We start from the raw sequence: 17,916 nt of genomic DNA on the forward strand, positions 1-17,916 counted from the left end.
TTTTTTTCATCTGTCGCCAGAGCGGCGAGTGTACGCGGTGGCGCGTGCACGCGATACAACAGACCACTTGCCTGTTTCACCATCTGGCGCGCAGGCAAATGCTTTACAATCGGCCCCATGCGCCGCCCTTCCCTGCCCATGATCGATCACCGCGACAAGCCCGTCATCTGGACCGTTTCTGTCTCGCGCCTGTTCGACCTGTTCCGCGACATCACCCTCGAATACGACGACCTGGCCACCATCGAACCGATCAACCTGGGTTTTGACGACGCCGTGCGCCATATCCGCGAACGCATGGCCGTTGAGCGCTGCGACGCCGTGATCGCGGCCGGCTCGAACGGCGCCTACCTGAAAGGCCGGCTGTCGGTGCCGGTAATTATCGCCAAGGCCAGCGGCTACGACGTGATGCAGGCGCTGGCGCGCGCGCGGCGCATCTCGCCGCAGATCGGCGTCGTCACTTACCAGGATACGATGCCGGAACTGGCCGAATTCGCGTCCACCTTCGGCTTTCGCATTGCCCAGCGCAGCTATGCCACCGAAGAAGATGCACGCGCGCAGATCAATGAACTCAAGGCGGCCGGCGTGAAAGCCATCGTCGGCGCCGGCCTGGTGACCGACCTGGCCGAAGAGGCGGGGCTGGCGGCGGTGTTCGTGTATTCGGCCACCGCAATCAGGCGCGCTTTCGACGACGCGCTGGAACTGGCGCGCCTGACCCAGCTTGAAGCGAACCGCGGCAAGCGCGCGCCGGCCGGCGAGGTGCAGCGCGCGCGCCACGGCCTGCACGACCTGCGCGGCGAGTCCGACGCGATGGAGGCGCTGCGCCAGTCGGTGGTCCTGTTCGGCAAATCGCCGGCGACGGTGCTAATCCAGGGCGACACGGGCACCGGCAAGGAGCTGGTGGCGCAGGCGATCCACCGCGAAAGCCCGCGCAGCCTGGGTGCCAACCGGCCGTTTGTCGCCATCAATTGCGGCGCCATCGCCGAATCCCTGCTCGAATCGGAACTGTTCGGCCACGAGGACGGCGCATTTACAGGCGCGCGCCGGGGCGGCCACGCGGGCCTGTTCGAGGCGGCCAACCACGGCACCCTGTTCCTGGACGAGATCGGCGAAATGCCCTTGCCGTTGCAAACGCGCCTGCTGCGCGTGCTCGAAGAACGCGAAGTGATGCGCGTCGGCGGCACGCGGCCGATTCCGATCCATGTACGCATCATCAGCGCCACCCATTGCGACCTGGAGCTACGTATCCGCGAAGGACGCTTCCGGGCCGACCTGTTCTATCGGCTGGCCGTGCTGCGCCTGCAGTTGCCGGCGCTGCGCGAGCGCAGCGAAGACATCGCCGGCCTGATGGAGTGGTCGCTGAAAAACGCGCTGGCCGCGCTGGCCGCGCGCCCGCAGCCGAACCTGCATGCCGAGCTGCTGGCCTGTGCGCCGCTGCTGCGCCGCTACGGCTGGCCCGGCAATGTGCGCGAACTGCGCAACCTGACCGAACGCCTGGCCCTGTTCCTGGCGGCCGAACCGCTGCAGGCGCTGACGCCGGCGTTCATGCTGGCGGTGGCGCCGGAATTGGGTGGCGACGCGGGCGGTGGCGACAGCGCGCCGCCGCCCCCCTCCTCCTTGCCAGCGGCCAGCCTGCCCGCGCGCGAGGAAAGCGCGGCCGAGGTACTGGCCCGCTTCGGCGGCCGGCGCGACGCCGCCGCGCAACACCTGGGCATCAGCCGCACCACCTTGTGGCGCCGGCTGCGCCAGCCATGATGGATGACCTGCCATTGCTGCGCAGCCTGTGGCAGCGTAGCGCCGCACCGGCCGCAGGCAAGAGCGAGGCTGCCACGCCAGCGCAGCATCAGCAGGAAATCAGGGCGCTGTACGCGCGCGGCATCTTCATGGACGACGCCCTGCAGTTCCTGTTCCACCAGCGGCCCTCGCTGGACGCCTTTTTGGCCTGGATCACGGCGCGCACGCGTGCACGGCCGGCCCACGCGTTTGACAGCGTCGACGATGTGCTGTCTGCAGATGCGCTGCAATTCTGGGAGCAAAACGGCTACGTGGTGCTGCGCGGCGCGGTACCCAAGGCCGAATGCGAGGCGGCGCAGGCGGCGATCTGGACCTACCTGGACGCCAGTCCGGACGAGCCTGCTTCCTGGTACCGGGCGCATCCAGGCAAGGTGGGCTTCATGCTGCAGTTTTCCGACCATCCGGCGCTGGAAACCATCCGCCACCAGCCGCGCATCCGGCGCGCCTGCCAGCAACTGTATCGCAGCGAAGCGATTTATCCGACCATCGACAAGGTCAGCTTCAATCCGCCGCAGCTGCCCGACACCTGTTTCACGGGCAGCCCGCTGCACTGGGATACCAGCCTGGCCCTGCCGATACCGTTCAAGCTGCAAGGCCTGCTGTACCTGGGCGACTGCGCCGCCAGCCATGGCGCTTTTCACTGCGTGCCGGGCTTTCAGCACCGCATCGGCGACTGGCTGGCGACGGTGCCGGCCGGCCAGAATCCGCGCGAGTGGGCAGTGCAGCAGCTGCAGCCGGTAGCGGTGCCAGGCCAGGCCGGCGACTTCATCATCTGGCACCAGGCCCTGCCCCATTGCGCCACGCCCAACCTTGGCGAGGTGCCGCGCATGGTGCAATACCTGACTTACCATGCCGACGACTGTGCAGACCAGGAGCAGTGGATCTGAGGGCAGCGCCGTTCATCCCGGGGTATCACCACTCATCACCTGACAGTAGCCAAGCGCAGCGCACTTCGCCAAGATCGGCTTGTCGATCACCCACACGGAGCTTGCCATGACCCTCTTTCCGCTACGCCGCTGCGGCGCTTTTTTCGCCACCCTGGCGATTGCCACCGCCGTTCACGCCGCCCCTGCCGCCTCCCACCCGGCCTTCCAGGTCGAGGTCACCGGCAAGGGCGCGCCCGTGATCCTGATCCCCGGCCTGGCGTCATCGGGCGAGGTCTGGCAAGGCACGGTGGCGCGCCTGTGCGGGCCAGGCCAGCAACGCCAGTGCCATGTCTTGAGCCTGGCCGGCTTTGCCGGCGTGGCGCCGGTTGCCGGCGACCTGCTGGCGCAAGCAGAGACACAACTGGCCGACTATATCCGCGACCATCAACTGGGCCAGCCGGCCATCATCGGCCACAGCCTGGGCGGCTTCCTGGCCCTGAAACTGGCGATCGACCATCCGCAACAAGCGGGCAAGCTGCTGATCGTCGACTCGCTGCCGGCGCTCGGCGCGGTGCAGCTGCCGAGCATCACGCCGGAGCAACTGCAAGGCATGGCGGCGCAGATGCGCAGCGCCATGCGCGCCCAGGATGGCGCCACGTTTGCGGCCAACCAGCAGCGTAGTGTCGCCAGCATGGCCGGCAAGCCGGAAGACGTGGCCCGCATCACGGGCTGGGGCATGCGCTCGGACAAGAACACGGTGATCGATACGATGGCCAGCCTTATCGGCACCGACCTGCGCCAGGATGTCGCCAGCATCAAGTCTCCAACCCTGGTGCTCGGTACCTGGATCGCCTACAAGGATTATGCGCCGCGCGCCGCCACCGAAGCGATATTTGGCAGCCAGTACCGGCAGCTGCCGGGCGTGCAGATCGTCATGGCCGAGACAGCGCGCCACTTCATCATGTACGATGATCCCGACTGGCTGCATGGCCAGATCGAACAATTCCTGAAATAAAAACGCGATCTTCACACCGCCATGAACCAGAAGCCGCCCCTGCTCGCCCGCTTGAACTGGTACTGGATCTTCCAGCTCACGGGCTGGAATATCGCCGCCCTGCTGGCGCTGCTGAGCCTGAGCTTTGCGCCCGTCAGCTGGGCCGTCATCGGCGTATCCTGGTGGAGCGCGGCCAGTGGCCTGCTGCTGTCGATTTTGTGGCGGCGCGTGCTGCGCCAGCGCGGCTGGATCAACGGCCGCTTCGCGTGGCAGGTCGTGCTGCCGTCCCTGCTGCTGCTGGCCCTGATGCAGTGCGTGCTGGCCGGATTGGCGTATGCCGTGCTGCAGCCGTTCGGTCCCGTCACCAGCCTGAACTGGCTGCCGTCGGCGCTGGTCTCGTGGTTCGGCATCTTCCTGGTCTGGACGGTGCTGTATTCGCTGATACAGTCGCTGCGCCGCGCCAGCCGCTTCGAGGCCGAAGCGCTGCGCCTGCAAGTGCTGGCCAAGGACGCCGAACTGCGCGCGCTGCAGGCGCAGGTCAATCCGCACTTCTTTTTCAACAGCCTCAACAGCGTGCGCGCGCTGGTGTTTGAAAACCAGGAAGCGGCCGCCAGCATGGTCGACCAGCTGGCCGCGCTGATGCGCTACACGCTGCAATCGAACCGGCACGACACCGTGCCGCTGGCCGACGAATGGCAGGCGGTGCAAGCCTACCTGGCGGTCGAAGCGATCCGCTTCGAGGAGCGGCTGCGCGTGAGCCTGGGAATCGACGCGGGACTGGAAGCCATACGCATCCCGCCGATGGCGCTGCAGACGCTGGTGGAAAACGCCGTCAAGCATGGCGTGGAGCCGAGCCTGGATGGCAGCGCGATCAGCATCACTGCCAGGCGCCACAATGGCTTTGTGCGCATTGCCGTCAGCAATACGGGAACGCTGCGTGCGCAGTCAGTCTCGACCCGGGTGGGACTGGCCAACGCACGCCAGCGCGTGGCGCTGGCGTTGGGCGCTGCGGCCACGCTGTCGCTCGATGAACGCGATGGCGCCGTGCATGCCGTGCTGATGTTGCCGCAGCCATGACCGGCTTGCGCGTACTGCTGGTTGACGACGAACGCCTGGCGCGCGCCGAATTGCGCCGCCTGTTGAAAATGCACCCTGAAGTGGACATCGTCGGCGAGGCGGCCAGCGCGGCCGAGGCGATGGCGCAGATCGCGCTGCTTGCGCCGGACTTGCTGCTGCTCGACGTGCAGATGCCGGGCGGTTCGGGCTTTGATTTGCTGGCCGCGCTGGACACGGCGCCCGAAGTGATCTTCTGTACCGCCTACGACCAGTACGCGCTGCAGGCGTTTGAAGTGAGCGCACTCGACTACCTGCAAAAGCCGGTGCAGGCGCATCGCCTGGCAACGGCCTTGCGGCGCGCCGGCGCGCGCGTGCAGGCCGCGCCGACGGCGCCAGGAAAAATCTTCATCAAGGACGGCGAGCGCTGCTGGTTCGTGGCGCTGGCCGACATCGCCCTGTTCGAATCGGAAGGCAATTACGCGCGCGTGCATTTCGGCGCCGGACAGCCCCTGATGCTGCGCTCGCTGAACCAGCTTGAAGAGCGGCTGGACCCGGCGCAGTTCTTTCGCGCTAACCGGCGCCAGCTGGTCAACCTGGCGCATGTGGCGGCGGTGGCGCCGGCCGCTGCCGATGGCCTGCAACTGCTGCTGGCCGACGGCACGCGGGTGGAGGTGTCGCGCCGCCGCGCGCAGCAGTTCCGCGCCGACGCCAGCCTGTAATCAACGTTTCAGCGCAGGTATAGGCTGGGCCTGGAACTGGCGCAGCGGCTGTTCCTTGAGCTTTTTGGCCAGCAGCGCCAAAGCCACTTCCAGCTGGCGGTCGCCGCCATTGAAGGTGGCGTGCGGCGGGTTTTCCACCTCGACGTCGGGCACCACGCCCACGCCCTCGATCAGCCACTGCCCGTCGGCGCCGAACTGGCCGTTTTCGGCCACGCGCGCCATGCCGTTGTCCAGCAGGCGGGTACTGTCGCTGAGCCAGACGCCGGCACCAGCCGTGCGCTTGCCCACCAGCGGCGCAAGCTTCAGTGCCTTGATGCCGGCGGCAAAGGTCTCGCCATCGGAATAGGTCAGCTCGTCGACCAGCACCACCAGGTGGCCACGGAAAGTGTTCTGCATGTTCGACGACGGCTGCACGCCGGGCGGCGCCCAGAAGGCCCAGGCCTTGCGCAGCAGCTTTTCAATGATCCAGCTGTCGATATTGCCGCCGTTATTGCGGCGCACGTCGATGATCAGGCCGTCGCGGTTGATATTGGCATAAAAATCGCGCGCGAACGAGGCGATATCGCGCGCGCCCATGGCGCGCAGGTGCAGGTAGCCGATGCGTCCCTGCGAGCTGGCCGCTACCTGTTCGGCGCGGCTCAGTTCCCAGTCGCCGTAGCGCAGCGCCGTCTGTTTCGCCATGTCGACCGGCGTGACGATCACGGCGCGCGGCGGCGCACTGCCGCGCCTGACCTGCAGCAGCACCTGCTTGCCGGCCTGGTTCAGCAGCAAGTCGCTGATATCGCGCGCACCGAGGGCGTCCTTGCCATTGACGGCCGTGATCACGTCGCCCTCCTTCACGTCGACTTCGGGGCGCGACAAGGGCGCGCGTTCGGCCGGCAGTTCCGGCTCGCTGCGGTAGATATGTTCGACCACATAGCCATCCTTCGCGCGCGCCAGCACCGCACCGAGGCCGGCCGGCGTGCCCTCCTGTTCCGTGCGGCGCAATTCGCCGGGGCGGATCTGCGAATGCAGGGCGCCCACTTCGGCCACCATCATGCCCAGCAGGTCATTGAGTTCGGCGCGGTCGGTCACGCGCTCGACCAGCGGCGCATATTTGCTGCGCGCGGCGTTCCAGTCGACGCCGCGCATCTTCGCGTCATACAAAAAATCGCGGTGCAAACGCCAGGCGTCGTTGAACATCTGCTTCCATTCCAGGCGCGGATTCGAGACAAAAGTCCAGTCGTCGATTTTCACCTTGGCTTTCGCCAGGTCGGTCGGCAGCTTGGCCCCCGCCTCGATCACCAGCATCTCGCCGGGACCGGGACCGGTGGCCGGCGCGGCCGCAATGGTGCGGTAGTACAGATGCTTTTTATCGAACGCCAGATCGAATTCGCGCACATTGGCCACCAATAGCTCGGGCTTGGAGCCGGTATTGCCAATCGCCAAAGTCTTCAGGCTGGCCTTGTCGCCGGCGCCGTCACGCTCCAGAAAGTACAGGCGCTTGTCGTCGAGCGCCAGCGCCGTGTAGTTGCCGGCGGCCAGCGGCACTTCATACAGGCGCTCGGCCAGGCCTTTCGTGACAATCGACGGCAAAGTGGCTGGCGGTTTCTTCAGGGCAGCCTTGCCGCTGCCGGTTTTTTCCAGCGCTTTTTCGGCCGCCAGTTCGGCCGCCTTTTCAGCATCCGTCTCGGCCGGCTTCACACCTGGGCGGCTCAGCTCGTCGTCGGGCTGGAATGGAAAACGGTTGCCCGGCTGCAGCGCCAGCGCATACACGCCGACCCGCTTGTCGAACACGGGGCCCATGTTGCGGTCGCCCCAGGGCGAGCCATTGGCCAGCTGGAAATTGCGCGCCGACAAAAAATACAGCCAGCGACCATCGGGCGAAAACATCGGCGAGCCCGAGGTATAGCGGTCGCTGGTAACGAAGTGCAATTCCTTGCTGGCCAGGTTGTACAGGCCGATCTGTTCGCGCTGCTCGTTGCTGGCCACGCGCACCAGCGTCAGGTTGCGGCTGTCGGGCGACCATTGCACCTCGTCGTGCTTGTCGACGCCGGCCTTGCCCGCATCGTCGATCAGCTCGTTGGCTTTTGTCGCCAGGTTGAGCAGCCAGAAGCGGCCTTTCTTGTCGCTGTGCGCCAGATAGCGCCCGTCCGGCGACGGGTACAGTTTCCAGCGATGGCTGTCGCCTTGGGTGGTCAAACGCTCGCCGGGACCGGAACCGTCGGCCGCATAGCGCCAGATCTCGTTTTCGCCGCTGGTGTCGACTATCGCGTAGACGAATTTTTCATCGCTGCTGAACACCGCATCGCGCGCGCGGGCGCCTTCGGGAATCGCGATATCGACCCGGCGCTGGCTGCCGGTGCCGGCGATGCTGACCCGTCCCCGCGCGGTGAGGATAATGCGCTCGTCCTTGCCAGACAGCTGCACGCTGGACAGAGTGTCGAGCGGCGAGCGTACCTGGCGCGCGCGCTGCTGGTCGAAATCGGACACCAGGCTGATCGGCAGTGGCGGCGAGTCCGTGCCCGTCGCCAGATCCAGCAGCTGCAGGTCGGCGCCCAGCTGGTACACGATCTTGCCGTCGCCCAGGGAAGCATTGCGCACATCCCACTGCGTATGGCTGGTGATCGCGCGGCGGTCGCTACCGTCGGGCAGCATGCTCCACAGATTGTCGCTGCCGCTTTCATCGCTGATGTAATACACGCGGCCCTGCCACCACATCGGGCGTTTGTTGTTGCCGGCGCGAACTGAAGAGTCGCCATGCAGAGGCACCGCTTCGCTCTTGCCATCGAGGTCATAGCGCCACAGCTGAGCGTGCGCGCCACCGCGGTAGTTGCGCACATTGTCATTCGTCATGGCCAGGCCGAAGCGCGTGAAGAACAGGGTCTTGCCGGCATCGTCGAGCACGGCGTCATTGGCGTCGGCCACCGGGAACACGCGCCGCGTGAGCTTGACTGGATCGATGGCGGCGACGATGCGCCGCGAAGCGGGACCATCGGTGTTTTGCGTGCTGATCAGCACTTCGCCCTGCGCCGTCCAGCCCAGCACCAGCACGCCGCCATTGTCATACGAAATGCGGCGCGGCAAGCCTCCCGCCAGCGGCATCACATAAGCGTCCTGCGCCCCTTCATACGAAGCGGAAAACGCCAGCCACTGGCCATCGCGCGAGATCGCCGCATTGGTTTCATAGCCGGGATGGGTGGTCAGGCGCTGGGCGGGACCGCCCTGCACGCTGCTTTTCCACAGATCGCCTTCGGCGGTAAAGACGACGGTATCGCCACGCACGGCAGGAAAGCGGAAATAACTGGTGGCAGCGGCGGGAGCAGTGGCGCTGCCCAGCAGGCCAGCCGACAACAGCAGCAGGGTGAGGCGATGGGAAATTTTCATGTAGGCATCCAGATAGCGGTCAGGTGGCATGGACATCATGTCGATACCGGACAGCAATTCTGGCACAAAGTGCCCCGAAGAAAACCTGCTTTATTACCCCTATGAACGTAAAAAAACCCGCGCCACTTGCGTGGGCGGGTTTTTTGAAGAAGCAGAGAAGTCTTATTCCACTTCCACCGTTTCAGGTGCGGCCGTCGGCGCCGCGTCAGGCGGTTCCGGGAATTCCAGCAAGACCTGGTCCTTGTCGTCGAGATCGACCGTGACTTTGCCGCCGGACACCAGGCGGCCGAACAGCAGTTCGTCGGCCAGTGCCTTGCGGATCATGTCCTGGATCAACCTTGACATCGGACGCGCGCCCATCAGCGGATCGAAACCTTTCTTGCCGAGGAAGGCACGCAGCTTCTCGGTAAACACGGCTTCGACTTTTTTCTCGTGCAACTGTTCTTCCAGTTGCATCAGGAACTTGTCGACCACGCGCAGGATGATTTCCTGGTCCAGCGCGCGGAAGCTGATGGTTGCATCGATACGGTTGCGGAACTCCGGCGTAAACATGCGCTTGATGTCGGCCATCTCGTCGCCTGCCTGCTTGGAGTTGGTGAAGCCGATCGAGGCCTTCTGCAAACTCTCCGCACCCGCATTGGTGGTCATGATGATGATCACGTTACGGAAATCGGCCTTGCGGCCATTGTTGTCCGTCAGGGTGCCATGGTCCATCACTTGCAGCAGGATATTGAAAATGTCCGGATGGGCTTTTTCAATTTCATCGAGCAGCAGCACCGCATGCGGCTTCTTGGTAATCGCTTCGGTCAGCAGGCCACCCTGGTCGAAACCAACGTAACCTGGTGGCGCGCCGATCAGGCGGCTCACCGCATGGCGCTCCATGTATTCCGACATGTCGAAACGGATCAGCTCGATACCGAGGATAAACGCCAGTTGCTTGGCCACCTCGGTCTTGCCGACGCCGGTCGGACCGGAAAACAGGAACGAGCCGATCGGCTTGTCCGTCTTGCCGAGGCCAGCGCGCGCCATCTTGATGGCCGAGGCCAGCGCTTCGATGGCCGGGTCTTGCCCGAACACCACGTTGCGCAGGTCGCGGTCGATGGTTTGCAGCTTGCTGCGGTCGTCCTGGTTGACCGTTTGCGGCGGAATGCGGGCGATCTTGGCAATGATGTCCTCGATCTCGCTCTTGCCGATGGTCTTTTTCTGCTTCGACTTCGGCAAGATGCGCTGCGCCGCGCCCGCTTCATCGATGACGTCGATCGCCTTGTCGGGCAGATGACGGTCGTTGATGAAGCGTGCTGCCAGTTCGGCCGCCGTCGACAGCGCCGACTGCGAGTATTTCACGCCATGATGCTCTTCGAAGCGTGACTTCAGGCCGCGCAAGATCTGCACGGTCTGTTCGACGGTCGGCTCGTTGACGTCCACTTTCTGGAAGCGGCGCGACAGTGCATGGTCTTTTTCGAACACGCCACGGAATTCCGTGTAGGTGGTCGCGCCGATGCATTTCAACTGGCCATTGGCCAGTGCCGGTTTCAGCAGGTTGGACGCGTCCAGCGTGCCGCCCGACGCCGAGCCCGCACCGATGATGGTGTGGATCTCGTCGATGAACAGGATGCCGTTCGGATTGTCCTTGAGCTGCTTCAGCACGGCTTTCAGGCGCTGCTCGAAGTCACCGCGGTATTTGGTACCGGCCAGCAAGGCGCCCATGTCGAGCGAATACACGACGGCGTTTTGCAGGATTTCGGGCACATCGCTTTGCGTGATGCGGTAGGCCAGGCCTTCGGCAATCGCCGTCTTGCCCACGCCAGCCTCGCCCACCAGCAGCGGGTTGTTCTTGCGGCGGCGGCACAGGATCTGGATCACGCGATCGACTTCGTCCTCGCGCCCGATCAGCGGGTCGATCTTGCCTTCGGCAGCGGCCTTGTTCAGGTTTTGCGTGAACTGGTCGAGCGGGCTTTCCTTCGGTTGCCCTTCGGCCGGCGCCTCTTCCACGCCTTCCGACGCTTTCGCGCTTTCGGTCGACTGGTCCTTGCGTACGCCGTGGGAAATGAAATTGACCACGTCCAGGCGGGTCACGCCCTGCTGGTGCAGGTAATAGACCGCATGCGAATCCTTTTCGCCGAAGATCGCCACCAGCACATTGGCGCCGGTCACTTCCTTCTTGCCATTCGATGCCGACTGAACGTGCATGATGGCGCGCTGGATCACGCGCTGGAAACCAAGCGTCGGCTGGGTATCGACCTCGCCCGTGCCAGGCACGGTCGGCGTGTTATCGCCGATGAAGTTGGTGAGGGTCTTGCGCAGGTCGTCAATATTGACCGCGCAAGCCCGCAACACCTCGGCCGCAGAGGGATTATCCAGCAGTGCCAGCAGCAGATGCTCCACCGTGATGAATTCATGCCGTGCCTGCCGAGCTTCGACAAACGCCATGTGCAAACTTACTTCCAATTCCTGCGCAATCATACTTCCTCCATCACGCACTGCAGGGGATGCCCCGCCTTGCGCGCATGCGTTAAAACGAACTCCACTTTGGTACAGGCTATATCTTTAGAGAACACGCCGCACACTCCTTTGCCGTAGCGGTGAACACTGAGCATGATTTGCGTCGCCGTTTCACGGTCCTTGTTGAAATACTCCTGAATGATGGCCACCACGAATTCCATCGGGGTATAGTCGTCATTGAGCAAGGCTACCTGATAGAGCGGCGGCGGCTTGAGGGCTTGCCGCTCCAGCAGGGCTTCTGTGTCGTGCTTGGTTGCCATACGCTTATTCTAATGCTTTCACAGTGGTTGTCATGCGCAATATCTGCGCGTTTCCAATTGTTTTCAATCTTACGCGTTTTCTCACTACAGCGCAGATGGCGTCCCTGTCGCCAAAATCAAGAGTTGCTTTTTTGGTGCCCGTGAAGAAATTGGCAAGATTGGTGGAAAAGCGCTTGACTTCAATATTTATTCCGCCAACAATGCGGTATCGACTGTTGCAGTAATATGTACAGCTTGATAAGAAGTGAGACGTCGAGGAGGGGGCAGGAAGCTTCTTGCTTTTATGGCTCGTGTGATTTGTTTTAATTTTGAAAGTTCTTTTTATGGCAACAGGTACAGTTAAGTGGTTCAATGATTCCAAAGGTTTTGGCTTCATCACTCCAGATGACGGCGGCGAAGATTTGTTTGCTCATTTCTCCGCAATCAACATGAACGGTTTCAAGACCCTCAAAGAAGGTCAAAAAGTTCAATTCGAAGTCACGCAAGGCCCTAAAGGCAAGCAAGCTTCCAACATCCAGTCCGCCTAAGCTTCTTTCGGCCCTCAGATGTGAAAAACCCCGTTTTCGAACGGGGTTTTTTTTCGTCTTACCTGTTTACATCTGCTCGACCATCACCTCGCCAAAGCCCGAGCACGACACTTGCGTCGCGTCTTCCATCAGGCGCGCGAAATCATAGGTCACGCGCTTGAGGGCGATCGACTTTTGCATCGCCGCAATGATCAGGTCCGCCGCTTCGACCCAGCCCATGTGGCGCAACATCATTTCGGCCGACAAGATCAGGGAACCGGGGTTCACATAGTCCTTGCCTGCATATTTCGGCGCCGTGCCGTGGGTTGCTTCGAACATCGCGACCGAATCGGACAGATTGCCGCCCGGCGCGATGCCGATGCCGCCCACCTGCGCCGCCAGCGCGTCGGAGATATAGTCGCCATTGAGGTTCAGGGTGGCAATCACGCTGTATTCCACCGGACGCATGAGGATCTGTTGCAGGAACGCGTCGGCGATCGAATCCTTGACCGTGATGTCGCGCCCCGTGCGCGGATTCTTGAACTTGCACCACGGGCCGCCATCGATCAGTTCGGCGCCAAATTCCTTTTGCGCCAGCGCATAGGCCCAGTCGCGGAAACCGCCTTCCGTGTATTTCATGATGTTACCTTTGTGAACGATCGTCACGGAAGGCTTGTCATTGTCGATCGCATATTGCAGCGCCTTGCGTACCAGGCGCTCGGTGCCTTCGACCGACACCGGCTTGATGCCGATGCCCGAGGTCTCGGGAAAGCGGATTTTCGTCACTTTCATTTCCCTGACCAGGAAATCGATCAGCTTCTTCGCCTCATCGGTGCCCTGCGCATATTCGATGCCGGCGTAGATATCTTCCGAATTTTCGCGGAAAATCACCATATCGGTTTTTTCCGGCGCTTTCAATGGCGACGGCACGCCCTTGAAATAGCGCACCGGACGCAGGCAGACATACAGGTCGAGCTGCTGGCGCAGCGCCACGTTGAGCGAACGCATGCCGCCACCGACCGGCGTTGTCAACGGCCCCTTGATCGACACCACATACTGTTTCAGCACGTCCAGCGTTTCCGGCGGCAGCCAGCTGTCGGCGCCATACACCCGGGTGGCTTTTTCACCAGCAAAAATTTCCATCCAGCTGATCTTGCGCGCGCCGCCATAGGCCTTGGCCACTGCCGCGTCGACCACCTTGATCATCACCGGCGTGATATCGCTGCCGGTGCCATCGCCTTCGATAAAGGGAATGATGGGCTGGTCGGGCACGTTCAGCGAAAAATCGGCATTGACGGTGATTTTTTGTCCGTCAGCAGGTACTGTAATATGTTGGTACATCAAAATCTCCGAAGGGGATTGCTTCACAAAACGAGTCAGGGGCAGAGAAAGGCATCAAAAGGTCTTCTATAAGATATAAGACGGCCGCGTTTCTCATTATGCACCACTATAGTACACGGCGCCACGCTTCACCGGCGGCGCCCTTCCCTTTTGCATCAAGATAACACCATGCCACTAATACTTTTCAACAAACCTTTCCAGGTCCTGTGCCAGTTTTCGCCGCAGGATGGCCGCGCCACGCTGGCCGACCATCTTGATATCCCCGGCATCTATCCGGCCGGCCGACTCGACGCCGACAGCGAAGGCCTGCTGCTGCTGACCGATGACGGCCGGCTGCAGCACGATATCAGCCACCCCGACCGCAAGGAAGCCAAGACCTATCTGGTGCAGGTTGACGGCGTGCCCGATGCGGCCAGCCTGGCGCGCCTGCAGGCGCCGCTGGACCTGGGCGACTTTATCACCAGGCCGTGCCAGGCGGTGCAGATTGCCGAGCCCGACTGGCTGTGGCCACGCCATCCGCCGATCCGCACCCGCGCCGGCCAGCCCACCTCGTGGCTGGCAATTACCCTGAAAGAAGGAAAAAACCGGCAAGTGCGGCGCATGACGGCGGCCGTCGGCCTGCCGACCCTGCGCCTGGTGCGCAGCAGCATCGGGCCATTCTCGCTGGCCAGCCACCCTTTGATGCCAGGCGAATGGTGCGAAGTAGCCAGTGACGCGCTGAACAAGCGATGACGCCGGCTTGACGGCTGGCGCGCCAGCATGGCTTAATCGCCGCTTCCACCGCTACCGTCTTGCACATGAAAAATTTTTTGCTTTGCAGCAGCCTGGCCTTTGCGATGGCGGCGACGGCTCCGGCAGGGGCGCAAAATCCGCCGTTGAAGACCATGCAACTGCTGGCAGGCACGCACGTCATTACGGCCGAGGTGGCCGCCACGGAAAACCAGCGCGAACTGGGCCTGATGTACCGCGACAGCCTGCCCGTCAATGGCGGCATGCTGTTCGTGTTCGGCGCACCGGCTACGCTATGCATGTGGATGCGCGATACGGAGCTGCCGCTGTCGGTGGCATTTCTCGATGCTTCCGGCAAGATCATCAATATCGAAGACATGCAGCCGAACACGCTCGATAGCCATTGTTCGGCACGACATACGCCGGCGCGCTATGCGCTGGAGATGAAGCTGGGCTGGTTTCGGCTGCGCAATATCAAGCCGGGCATGTTGATCGGCAATCTTCCACAGGCAAAATAAACCGCATCAGTAGCCGATGAAACGCGAAAAAACCCGCCAGAACAAGTCTGCGGGTTTTTGCTTTTCATCCAGCGCCAGCGAACTGGCGCGCGGGCGAATATTAAGCGGACAGTGCTTTCAAAGCAGCTGCCAGGCGGCTCTTGTGACGAGCTGCCTTGTTTTTGTGGATGATCTTCTTGTCAGCGATACGGTCGATGGTCGACACGGAAGCCTGGAAGATTGCAGCAGCAGCTGCCTTGTCGCCGCCCTGGATCGCTTTGCGAGCAGCTTTGATAGCTGTGCGCAAGGTCGAACGCTGGGACGAATTGTGTGCGTTTTGCTTAACTGCTTGACGAGCGCGTTTGCGCGCTTGTGCGGTATTTGCCATGGAATTTCCTAAAACAGGGTCAAAGTGCGTTTGCAAACATTAGTGTTTGCCAACCGGTGCGTTCTGTGCGTCTGCCGAACCATGTGTGCCAAACCAGTGCCTGTCAAACATTAGTGTCTGCGTAACAGAATTCTGTACAGCCTTCGATTATAACGATATTTTCCGGCGAGGGCAATTCAAAAAAGCCAGTATCGGCATCGACAAGGCGAAAAACGGCACAGTCCCAGGGCTGGCGGTCGTGATTATTACTACATGTTAACCGTTTGCGCAGGCTGCGCCCAGCTATAATCTGCCCCCATGAACTTGCTCAGAACCCTCGCCGCCATTTCCAGCATGACCATGCTGTCCCGAGTCACCGGATTACTGCGCGAAAGCCTGTTCGCGCGCGCCTTTGGCGCCGGCGCCTACACCGACGCCTTCATCGTTGCCTTCCGCATTCCCAACCTGCTGCGCCGCCTGTTTGCCGAAGGCGCCTTCTCGCAAGCGTTCGTGCCGATCTTGTCGGAGTATAAAAACCAGCATGGCCAAGACGCCAGCAAGCAGCTGGCCGACCATGTCGCCACCACCCTGGTCTGGGCCACTTTGCTGGTATCGGTCATCGGCATTCTGGGCGCGCCGTGGTTCGTGTATGTAATCGCCACCGGCCTGAACAAGGACCCCGGCGCCTTTGACGCGGCCGTCTGGATGACGCGCTTGATGTTCCCTTATATCAGTTGCATGTCGTTCGTGGCGCTGGCCGGCGGCATTTTGAACACCTGGCGCGAATTCAAGATTCCCGCGTTCACGCCGGTGCTGCTGAACCTGTCCTTTATCGCCGCCTCACTATTCCTGGCACCCCACCTGGCGCAGCCGATCTACGCGATGGCCATTGCCGTGTTCGTCGGCGGCCTGCTGCAGGTGGCAATCCAGGTACCGGCTCTGATCAGGATCGGCATGCTGCCGCGCCTGTCGATCAACCCGGCCATCGGCCTGTCCGACGGCGGCGTGCGGCGCGTGCTGAAAAAGATGGGGCCGGCCGTGTTTGCCGTATCGGCCGCGCAGATCAGCCTGATGATCAACACCAGCATCGCCTCGCGCCTGGCCGAAGGCAGCATTTCCTGGCTGTCCTACGCGGACCGCCTGATGGAGTTTCCAACCGCCATGCTGGGCGTGGCGCTGGGCACCATCTTGCTGCCCAGCCTGTCGAAAGCCAATGTCGACGGCGACAAGGCGGAATACTCGTCCCTGCTGGACTGGGGCCTGCGCCTGACCTTTTTGCTGGCCTTGCCGGCGGCAGTCGGCATGGCGACTCTGGCCACGCCGCTGATCGCCACCCTCTTCCACTACGGAAAATTCTCCGCCGAATCGGTGGCCATGTCGACCGAGCCGCTGGTGGCCTACAGCCTGGGGCTGTTGGGCATCATCCTGGTGAAAACCCTGGCGCCGGCGTTTTATGCGCGCCAGGATATCCGCACGCCCGTCAAGATCGCCATCGGCGTGCTGATCGCCACGCAGCTGATGAACTGGCTGTTCGTGCCGTATCTGGCCGTTGCCGGCCTGGCCCTGTCGATCGGACTGGGCGCCTGCCTGAACGCCACGTTTCTTTACTGGGGCTTGCGCCGCCGCGGCATCTATACGCCGAAACCGGGCTGGCTGAAATTCTTCCTGCGCCTGCTGCCGGCCCTGGCCGTGATGGGCGGCGTGGCCGCGTATGGCGCGACCCGCATCGACTGGATTGCCATGCAAGCTCATCCATTGTTGCGGGCCGGCACCCTGGGCCTGTTGATCTGCCTGTGCGGCGCGGCCTATTTCGGCACCTTGCTGCTGGCCGGCTTCCGCTTCAGCGATTTCAAGCGCACCGCATGAGCAAATGACCAGAGCGTTGTTGCCAGCGTCTCGCCGTGCTGGCGCACTGCCTTCGCCCTGGCGCCTGGCCCTGAACATTTGCTTGTGCAGACGAAAAAAAACCCGCCTCGGCGGGTTTTCGTTTTGCACTGCGATTATCAGCCAGATTTCTTCACGCGGCGGCGTGCCACGGCGCCCACCAGTGCCAGGCCAGCGAGCATCATGGCGTAGGTTTCCGGCTCCGGTACCGGCAGCGCTGCCACGGTCGCAAGATATTGCGAACGATCAACAGCGGTAGTGCCGGAAATGTCCACGCGATAGTTGCCGGCTGCCAAAGGAGCCGCCCAGCTCAGGCTCTGGCTCGACACCGAAGAGGTGCTGAGGGCCAGATCGCCGTAGAAGGTGTTGCTGCCCACGCCAAACAGCGAGCCTGCAAAATTGGTGATAGCGCCTTCCGCGACCGAAAACGTTTGCAGCGCGCCGAACGACGTCGACGAAGGCGTCAGCAGCTGGAAGAACCAGCTGTCGCTGATGGCCGTACCGGCACTGGCAAACTTGTCCGATTTGTCGGACAAGGTATCCGAACCGGTTGGATCCAGAATGCCCAGCAGATGATCGGTTGCAGAGGCGCTGAACGATGCCGCCGCCAGGATACCAGCAGCAATCAATTTCAATTTCATGGTTATCTCTCTTTCAAATGATTTCATGGCTGCTGTGCGCTGGCCACCCAAAGTACATGAAGTACTGATAATTATGGTAGCATAATTGCACTACATACATTATAAATATTTTATTTAAAATTACTAATAGGAAATTATTTTCCGTAAGAAATAGTTCCCTGCTTTGTGTAGTTTCCAAGCGCCAATATCAGCGCAAGTGCCAAGTGGCGCCGCAATCGTGGCGCCGTGGCAAATGGCATTGTGTGATTGCAACAGAACGCAGTTTTGTGGCCGCAAGGCCAAAGCAAGCTCGACACTGAACAGAAAAATATGATATATTTCCTACAAATAAGTTTAATTCCTGATAATGCTTGAACAGGACGCAGTACACACAGGTTCAGGCCTCACCCATGCCCGG

General features: G+C 62.0%; 15 protein-coding genes. 9 read left to right on the forward strand and 6 right to left on the reverse strand.

Translation table 11 applies throughout. The features are described 5' to 3' along the window. Window positions 1-117: 117 nt before the first annotated feature. From prpR to AC0Z42_RS20755, 5 genes are all read left to right on the forward strand, one after another. On the forward strand, window positions 118-1,752 hold the full coding sequence (gene prpR / locus AC0Z42_RS20735) for a propionate catabolism operon regulatory protein PrpR (protein WP_485470078.1): 1,635 nt from the start codon (window positions 118-120) through the stop codon (window positions 1,750-1,752). Further along, window positions 1,749-2,678 carry a phytanoyl-CoA dioxygenase family protein gene (locus AC0Z42_RS20740; RefSeq protein ID WP_485470079.1) on the forward strand — a complete coding sequence of 310 codons (930 nt, stop codon included), beginning with the start codon at window positions 1,749-1,751 and terminating at the stop codon, window positions 2,676-2,678. Before prpR ends, AC0Z42_RS20740 begins: the two co-directional genes overlap by 4 nt. 106 nt (window positions 2,679-2,784) lie before the next feature. Continuing rightward, a complete protein-coding gene (locus tag AC0Z42_RS20745; protein ID WP_485470080.1) occupies window positions 2,785-3,672 on the forward strand; it encodes an alpha/beta fold hydrolase in 888 nt (295 codons plus the stop codon). Between the two features lie 21 nt (window positions 3,673-3,693). Beyond that, on the forward strand, window positions 3,694-4,728 hold the full coding sequence (locus tag AC0Z42_RS20750; protein WP_485470081.1) for a sensor histidine kinase: 1,035 nt from the start codon (window positions 3,694-3,696) through the stop codon (window positions 4,726-4,728). Continuing rightward, window positions 4,725-5,426, forward strand: coding sequence for a LytR/AlgR family response regulator transcription factor (locus AC0Z42_RS20755; RefSeq protein WP_485470082.1), 702 nt, complete (start codon window positions 4,725-4,727; stop codon window positions 5,424-5,426). The genes AC0Z42_RS20750 and AC0Z42_RS20755 overlap by 4 nt, the downstream gene beginning before the upstream one ends. Here AC0Z42_RS20755 and AC0Z42_RS20760 read toward each other — a convergent pair whose 3' ends face one another. From AC0Z42_RS20760 to clpS, 3 genes are all read right to left on the reverse strand, one after another. After that, entirely contained in the window at window positions 5,427-8,792 is a 3,366-nt protein-coding gene (locus AC0Z42_RS20760) for a S41 family peptidase (RefSeq protein WP_485470083.1), read from the reverse strand. Between the two features lie 162 nt (window positions 8,793-8,954). After that, window positions 8,955-11,255, reverse strand: a complete 2,301-nt coding sequence (gene clpA, locus AC0Z42_RS20765) for an ATP-dependent Clp protease ATP-binding subunit ClpA (RefSeq protein WP_485470084.1) — start codon at window positions 11,253-11,255, stop codon at window positions 8,955-8,957. Then, window positions 11,252-11,554: an ATP-dependent Clp protease adapter ClpS gene (clpS, locus tag AC0Z42_RS20770; RefSeq protein ID WP_308922478.1), complete on the reverse strand. Its 303-nt coding sequence runs from the start codon at window positions 11,552-11,554 to the stop codon at window positions 11,252-11,254. The genes clpA and clpS overlap by 4 nt, the downstream gene beginning before the upstream one ends. A 323-nt stretch (window positions 11,555-11,877) precedes the next feature. Between clpS and cspE the strand changes: the two genes are divergently transcribed. Next, on the forward strand, window positions 11,878-12,081 hold the full coding sequence (gene cspE, locus AC0Z42_RS20775) for a transcription antiterminator/RNA stability regulator CspE (protein ID WP_008446468.1): 204 nt from the start codon (window positions 11,878-11,880) through the stop codon (window positions 12,079-12,081). Between the two features lie 66 nt (window positions 12,082-12,147). Here the strand turns inward: cspE and icd are convergent, their stop codons facing one another. Beyond that, window positions 12,148-13,401 carry an NADP-dependent isocitrate dehydrogenase gene (gene icd / locus AC0Z42_RS20780; protein WP_485470085.1) on the reverse strand — a complete coding sequence of 418 codons (1,254 nt, stop codon included), beginning with the start codon at window positions 13,399-13,401 and terminating at the stop codon, window positions 12,148-12,150. 168 nt (window positions 13,402-13,569) lie between these two features. Here icd and AC0Z42_RS20785 point away from each other — a divergent pair, with 168 nt between their 5' ends. Together AC0Z42_RS20785 and AC0Z42_RS20790 are read left to right on the forward strand one after the other, a co-directional pair. Beyond that, entirely contained in the window at window positions 13,570-14,133 is a 564-nt protein-coding gene (locus AC0Z42_RS20785; RefSeq protein ID WP_485470086.1) for a pseudouridine synthase, read from the forward strand. A 65-nt stretch (window positions 14,134-14,198) separates the two neighbouring features. Next, window positions 14,199-14,648, forward strand: a complete 450-nt coding sequence (locus AC0Z42_RS20790) for a DUF192 domain-containing protein (RefSeq protein ID WP_485470087.1) — start codon at window positions 14,199-14,201, stop codon at window positions 14,646-14,648. 100 nt (window positions 14,649-14,748) lie between these two features. Here the strand turns inward: AC0Z42_RS20790 and rpsT are convergent, their stop codons facing one another. Further along, on the reverse strand, window positions 14,749-15,015 hold the full coding sequence (gene rpsT / locus AC0Z42_RS20795; protein ID WP_010395935.1) for a 30S ribosomal protein S20: 267 nt from the start codon (window positions 15,013-15,015) through the stop codon (window positions 14,749-14,751). Between the two features lie 297 nt (window positions 15,016-15,312). On the opposite strand from rpsT, the gene murJ reads away from it, so the two are divergent. After that, complete coding sequence (gene murJ, locus AC0Z42_RS20800; protein ID WP_485470088.1) at window positions 15,313-16,860, forward strand: murein biosynthesis integral membrane protein MurJ; 1,548 nt, start codon at window positions 15,313-15,315, stop codon at window positions 16,858-16,860. A gap of 137 nt (window positions 16,861-16,997) precedes the next feature. On the opposite strand, the gene AC0Z42_RS20805 is transcribed toward murJ, so the two are convergent. Next, complete coding sequence (locus AC0Z42_RS20805) at window positions 16,998-17,519, reverse strand: FxDxF family PEP-CTERM protein (RefSeq protein WP_485470089.1); 522 nt, start codon at window positions 17,517-17,519, stop codon at window positions 16,998-17,000. Between the last annotated feature and the right edge of the window lie 397 nt (window positions 17,520-17,916).

Source organism: Janthinobacterium sp. 1L-D-8-B-C4 (assembly GCF_057291295.1).

Coding starts and splice junctions, on each gene's coding strand:
- prpR (WP_485470078.1), top strand. CDS start 118: ATGCGCCGCCCTTCCCTGCCCATGATCGATCACCGCGACAAGCCCGTC.
- AC0Z42_RS20740 (WP_485470079.1), top strand. CDS start 1,749: ATGATGGATGACCTGCCATTGCTGCGCAGCCTGTGGCAGCGTAGCGCC.
- AC0Z42_RS20745 (WP_485470080.1), top strand. CDS start 2,785: ATGACCCTCTTTCCGCTACGCCGCTGCGGCGCTTTTTTCGCCACCCTG.
- AC0Z42_RS20750 (WP_485470081.1), top strand. CDS start 3,694: ATGAACCAGAAGCCGCCCCTGCTCGCCCGCTTGAACTGGTACTGGATC.
- AC0Z42_RS20755 (WP_485470082.1), top strand. CDS start 4,725: ATGACCGGCTTGCGCGTACTGCTGGTTGACGACGAACGCCTGGCGCGC.
- AC0Z42_RS20760 (WP_485470083.1), bottom strand. CDS start 8,792: ATGAAAATTTCCCATCGCCTCACCCTGCTGCTGTTGTCGGCTGGCCTG.
- clpA (WP_485470084.1), bottom strand. CDS start 11,255: ATGATTGCGCAGGAATTGGAAGTAAGTTTGCACATGGCGTTTGTCGAA.
- clpS (WP_308922478.1), bottom strand. CDS start 11,554: ATGGCAACCAAGCACGACACAGAAGCCCTGCTGGAGCGGCAAGCCCTC.
- cspE (WP_008446468.1), top strand. CDS start 11,878: ATGGCAACAGGTACAGTTAAGTGGTTCAATGATTCCAAAGGTTTTGGC.
- icd (WP_485470085.1), bottom strand. CDS start 13,401: ATGTACCAACATATTACAGTACCTGCTGACGGACAAAAAATCACCGTC.
- AC0Z42_RS20785 (WP_485470086.1), top strand. CDS start 13,570: ATGCCACTAATACTTTTCAACAAACCTTTCCAGGTCCTGTGCCAGTTT.
- AC0Z42_RS20790 (WP_485470087.1), top strand. CDS start 14,199: ATGAAAAATTTTTTGCTTTGCAGCAGCCTGGCCTTTGCGATGGCGGCG.
- rpsT (WP_010395935.1), bottom strand. CDS start 15,015: ATGGCAAATACCGCACAAGCGCGCAAACGCGCTCGTCAAGCAGTTAAG.
- murJ (WP_485470088.1), top strand. CDS start 15,313: ATGAACTTGCTCAGAACCCTCGCCGCCATTTCCAGCATGACCATGCTG.
- AC0Z42_RS20805 (WP_485470089.1), bottom strand. CDS start 17,519: ATGAAATTGAAATTGATTGCTGCTGGTATCCTGGCGGCGGCATCGTTC.